The organism is Streptomyces phytophilus (assembly GCF_013870535.1).
Classification (GTDB): domain Bacteria; phylum Actinomycetota; class Actinomycetes; order Streptomycetales; family Streptomycetaceae; genus Streptomyces; species Streptomyces phytophilus.
On sequence record NZ_JACBXC010000410.1, the window covers coordinates 1 to 4,736 of the forward strand.

Genomic DNA, 4,736 nt, shown 5'->3' on the forward strand with positions numbered 1-4,736 from the left:
CCCCGCCGACCTCGACGACTACCGCGCCCACGGCGGCTACACCGCCCTGCGCAACGCCTTCGCCCTCGGTCCCGCCGGCGTCATCCGCGAGGTCACCGACTCCGGTCTCCTCGGCCGCGGCGGGGCCGCCTTCCCTACCGGGCGCAAGTGGCAGGCCACCGCCTCCCAGCCCGTCCGGACCCGCTACCTCGTCTGCAACGCCGACGAGTCCGAGCCCGGCACCTTCAAGGACCGCGTCCTGATGGAGGGCGACCCGTACGCCCTCATCGAGGCCATGACCATCGCCGGCTACGCCGTCGGCGCCCACCGCGGCTACCTCTACCTCCGCGGCGAGTACCCCCGCGCGCTCGCCCGCCTCGCGCGCGCCGCGGAACGCGCCCGCACCCGCGGCCTCCTCGGCGGCGACGTCCTCGGCCACGGCTACGCGTTCGACATCGAGATCCGCCGCGGCGCCGGCGCGTACATCTGCGGCGAGGAGACCGCGATCTTCAACTCCATCGAGGGCCACCGCGGCGAGCCGCGCACCAAGCCCCCCTTCCCCGTCGAGCAGGGCCTCTTCGGCAAGCCCACCGCCGTCAACAACGTGGAGACCCTGGTCAACGTCCTGCCGATCCTCGAACAGGGCGCCGCCGCCTACGCCGCCACCGGCACCCCGTCGTCCACCGGCACCAAACTCTTCTGCGTCGCCGGCACCGTCGCGCGCCCCGGCGTCTTCGAGGTCCCCTTCGGCGCCACCCTCCGCGACCTCCTCGACCTCGCCGGCGGCGCCCCGCCCGGCCTGCGCGCCGTGCTGCTCGACGGCGCCGCGGGCGGCTTCCTCCGGCCCGACGAGCTGGACGTGCCGCTGACCTTCGAGGGCGCCCGCGCCGCCGGCGCCACCCTCGGCTCCGGCGTCGTCCTCGTCCTCGACGACACCGTCGACCTGCCCCGCATCCTCATCCGCGTCGCGGAGTTCTTCCGCGACGAGTCCTGCGGCCAGTGCGTCCCGTGCCGCGTCGGCACCGTACGGCAGGAGGAGGCCCTGCACCGCATCGCCGACCTGCGCGGCGCCGCCGCCGCGGCCGACGTCGCGCTGCTGCGCGAGGTGGGCCAGGTCATGCGGGACGCCTCCATCTGCGGCCTCGGCCAGACCGCCTGGAACGCCGTGGAGTCCGCCATCGACCGCCTGGGAGCCTACGAATGACCAGCGTCCCGCTCGGCCTGCCGCGCCGCCGCGTCGAGTTCGAACTCGACGGCGAGACGGTCCACGCCCTGGAGGGCGACACGATCCTCGACGCCTGCACCGCCGCGGGCAAGGACATCCCGACCCTCTGCTACGGCGACACGCTCACGCCCAAGAACGCCTGCCGGGTCTGCGTCGTGGAGGTCGAGGGCGCCCGTACGCTCGCGCCCGCGTGCTCCCGCCGCGCGGAGCCGGGCATGAAGGTCCGTACGGGCAGCGAGCGCGCGCGGCACAGCCGCAGGCTGGTACTCGAACTCCTCGCCTCCTCCACCGACTTGTCGACGACGCCGCATGTCGCCGGCTGGATCGAGGAGTACGGCGCGGAGCCCGCGCGCTTCGGCCCGGACGCGGCGACCGTGGCGAGCCGCGGCGCGAAGGTCGACAACGACCTCTATGTGCGCGAGTACGGCAAGTGCATCATGTGCTACAAGTGCGTCGACGCCTGCGGCGACCAGTGGCAGAACACGTTCGCCATCGCCGTCGCGGGCCGGGGTTTCGACACGGTGATCGCCGTGGAGCAGGACGGGCCGCTGCCCGACTCGGCCTGCGTCTACTGCGGCAACTGCATCGAGGTCTGTCCCACCGGGGCGCTCAGCTTCCGGACCGAGTACGAGATGCGCGCGGCCGGCACGTGGGACGAGGGCGCGCAGACGGAGACGACGACGGTGTGCGCGTACTGCGGGGTGGGCTGCAACCTCACGCTGCACGTGCAGGACAACCGGATCGTCAAGGTCGGCTCGCCGCACGACAACCCCATCACGCGGGGCAACCTGTGCATCAAGGGCCGGTTCGGCTACCAGCACGTCCAGAACGTCCAGGGTACGGAGTGATCTTCGATGGGTCGGGTGACGGTGCGGCGTCCGGTGGTGCGGGTGCGCGGGGGGCGGGTGGACCGGCGGGCGGACACGCTGGTGGCGGAGGAGCCGCTGGAGATCCGGCTGGGGGGCCGGGCGCTGGCGATCACGATGCGGACGCCGGGGGACGACTTCGCGCTGGCGGCGGGGTTCCTGGTGAGCGAGGGCGTGGTGGCGCGCGGCGGGGAGGTGGCCGGGATCGCGTACTGCGCGGGGGCGGTGGACGGCGCGGAGGGCGGGAACACGTACAACATCGTGGACGTGCGCCTCGCCCCGGGCGTGCCTGTGCCGGACATCACACTGGAGCGGAACGTGTACACGACGTCGTCGTGCGGGCTGTGCGGGAAGGCGAGCCTGGACGCGGTCCGTACGACGACCCGCTGGCCCCTCGCCGAGGGTGACATGAATCTCACGACCGAGGTGCTGGCCGTGTTGCCGGACCGGCTGCGGGCCGGGCAGCGGGTCTTCGACCGCACCGGCGGCCTGCACGCCGCCGCGCTGTTCACGCCGGACGGGGAGCTGATCGACCTGCGCGAGGACGTGGGCCGCCACAACGCCGTCGACAAGTTGATCGGCCGTGCTCTCCAGCAGGACCGGCTCCCGCTGAGCGACACCGTGCTGATGGTCTCCGGCCGCGCCTCCTTCGAACTGGCCCAGAAGGCCGCGATGGCCGGGATCCCCGTACTTGCCGCGGTCTCGGCGCCCTCCTCCCTGGCCGTCGACCTCGCCGCCGAGACCGGGATGACCCTGGTCGGCTTCCTGCGCGGCGACACCATGAACGTGTACGCGGGCGAACACCGCATCGCCCCGCGCCTTACGGTCGCGGGCGTCTGATCGGCCAAGTCGCGTGCGCGGGCGCGGGGCCGGCCGGCGGGGTGCGCCCCCTGCGCCGGCCGGCCCCCGACGCCCGCGCGTCCGTGCCGCGGGCCGTCGCGCGTACGTGCCCTCTTGACCATGGCTTTGGCCCGTCCCTCTTGTCCCGGCCGGTCGTTCACCGAAGACTTGACGCAATGAGCAAAATGCACACCTGCGTTGGAGCGTGAGCGACCACCGTGACCGGGAAGAGAACCCTGCGCCCTCGGGTGCGGCCACTCGGGCCCCGCCCCGGCCGTCCGGACACCAGGGCGGACATCATCCGCGCCGCCAAGCGCATGTTCGCCCGCGGCTACGGCTCCTGCAGCCTGCGCGCCGTCGCACGTGAGGCCGGTGTCGACCCGTCCCTTCTCGTCCAGTTCTTCGGCAGCAAGGAGGGCCTGTACCTGGCCGCCATCGCGGACGTGATGCGCCCCGACGACGTGCTCGGGGGGATCCTCGGCGACACCTCGGACGGGCTCGGCGGGCGGCTCGCCGCGTATTACTTCGATCTGTGGGACGACGCCGAGACCAGGTGGCCCTTTCAGGCGATCCTTCTCTCCGCCGCCTCGTACCAGCCGGCCGCCGCCGTCCTGCGCGACTTCATCACCCGTGAACTGGTCGCCCGCGTCGCCGCCCGCGCCGTCAAGGACCGCGCGGAGCTGCGCGCCGGCCTCGCGGGCTCCCACCTCGTGGGCACGGCGCTGGTGCGCTACGTGGTGCGCTTCGGTCCGCTCGCCGAATTGCCCCGCCCGGAGCTGGCCGAGATCGTGGGCCGCACCATCGACGGCTACCTCTTCGGCCCCCTCCCGGCCGCCGCGCACTGACGCGCCGAGTCAACCTCACGGGTGTCTCCTGCGTCAGGGGTGGGGGCAGTGGCGTGCGGGACCGGCGGCGATCTAGAATCCCGAGCTAACTCAACAGATGTTGATAAAGGGCTTCGTGCCGTGATGGACTCGGCGCAATCGGCGCACCTGCCGGAGGGAGAGCAATGGCCTTCGACATACCGGGCTACATCAACACGGCCGGACGCGTCCAGGTCGACGACCTGGACCTCGACGCGTTCGCCGAGCGCCCGCTGTCCGCGGAGGCACTTCGCTGCCTGCGCTACATGTCGGACGTGGAGAGCCACACGGTCTGCTACCTGCGGGACGTGCTGGTCACCCCGTCCCACCGCGACCCGGACGTGACGGCGTTCATGTCGATGTGGGCCTTCGAGGAATTCTGGCACGGCGAGGCGATCGACTCCGTGCTGCGCGCCCACGGGCAGAAGGCCGACTACGACCACATCCGCGAGGTGCGCGAGGCGCAGGGACTCAAGGACCGGCTGGCGCCCATCTACCAGTCCATCGCGGCCAACGCCATCGGCGACGACTTCGTCGCCGTGCACATGACGTGGGGGGCCATAAACGAGTGGTCCGCGCACGCCGCGTACGGCAGCCTCATCGAGAAGGAGCAGCACCCCGAGTTGACCAAGCTGCTCGGCCGCATACAGCGCCAGGAATCGCGCCACCTCGCGTTCTACGCCAGCCAGGCCAAGGAGCGCCTGGAGCGCTCCCAGCGCGCCCGTTCGCTGGCCCGCTGGGTGACCGAGCGCTTCTGGCAGCCCGTCGGCTCCACCATCCAGCCGGTGGCGGAGACCCGGTTCGTGCTCCAGCACCTGCTGGGTGACGACGAGGGCGCCGCCGCCGTGCGCAAGATCGACGAGAAGGTGCACAAGCTTCCCGGCATGGCCGGGCTCAACCTGGTCCAGCGCGGCGTCGCGGGCTTCGGCGCCGGCGTGCCCGTGGGCGACATGGGCGCCGGCC

Annotated in this window: 5 protein-coding genes; all 5 read left to right on the plus strand. The window is 72.4% G+C overall.

Annotated elements, in window-relative coordinates; genetic code table 11:
• A partial coding sequence (locus H5J30_RS18040) for a complex I 51 kDa subunit family protein (protein WP_181788448.1) occupies nt 1-1,183 on the plus strand: 1,183 nt, incomplete at its 5' end.
• Nucleotides 1,180-2,052: a 2Fe-2S iron-sulfur cluster-binding protein gene (locus tag H5J30_RS18045; RefSeq protein WP_181788449.1), complete on the plus strand. Its 873-nt coding sequence runs from the start codon at nt 1,180-1,182 to the stop codon at nt 2,050-2,052. The genes H5J30_RS18040 and H5J30_RS18045, both read left to right, overlap by 4 nt.
• Nucleotides 2,053-2,058: 6 nt before the next feature.
• Nucleotides 2,059-2,910 carry a formate dehydrogenase accessory sulfurtransferase FdhD gene (gene fdhD, locus H5J30_RS18050; protein WP_181788450.1) on the plus strand — a complete coding sequence of 284 codons (852 nt, stop codon included), beginning with the start codon at nt 2,059-2,061 and terminating at the stop codon, nt 2,908-2,910.
• Between the two features lie 218 nt (nt 2,911-3,128).
• Entirely contained in the window at nt 3,129-3,755 is a 627-nt protein-coding gene (locus H5J30_RS18055; protein ID WP_309505561.1) for a TetR/AcrR family transcriptional regulator, read from the plus strand.
• 164 nt (nt 3,756-3,919) lie between these two features.
• A partial coding sequence (locus H5J30_RS18060; protein WP_181788451.1) for a ferritin-like domain-containing protein occupies nt 3,920-4,736 on the plus strand: 817 nt, incomplete at its 3' end.

Coding starts and splice junctions, on each gene's coding strand:
- fdhD (WP_181788450.1), top strand. CDS start 2,059: ATGGGTCGGGTGACGGTGCGGCGTCCGGTGGTGCGGGTGCGCGGGGGG.
- H5J30_RS18045 (WP_181788449.1), top strand. CDS start 1,180: ATGACCAGCGTCCCGCTCGGCCTGCCGCGCCGCCGCGTCGAGTTCGAA.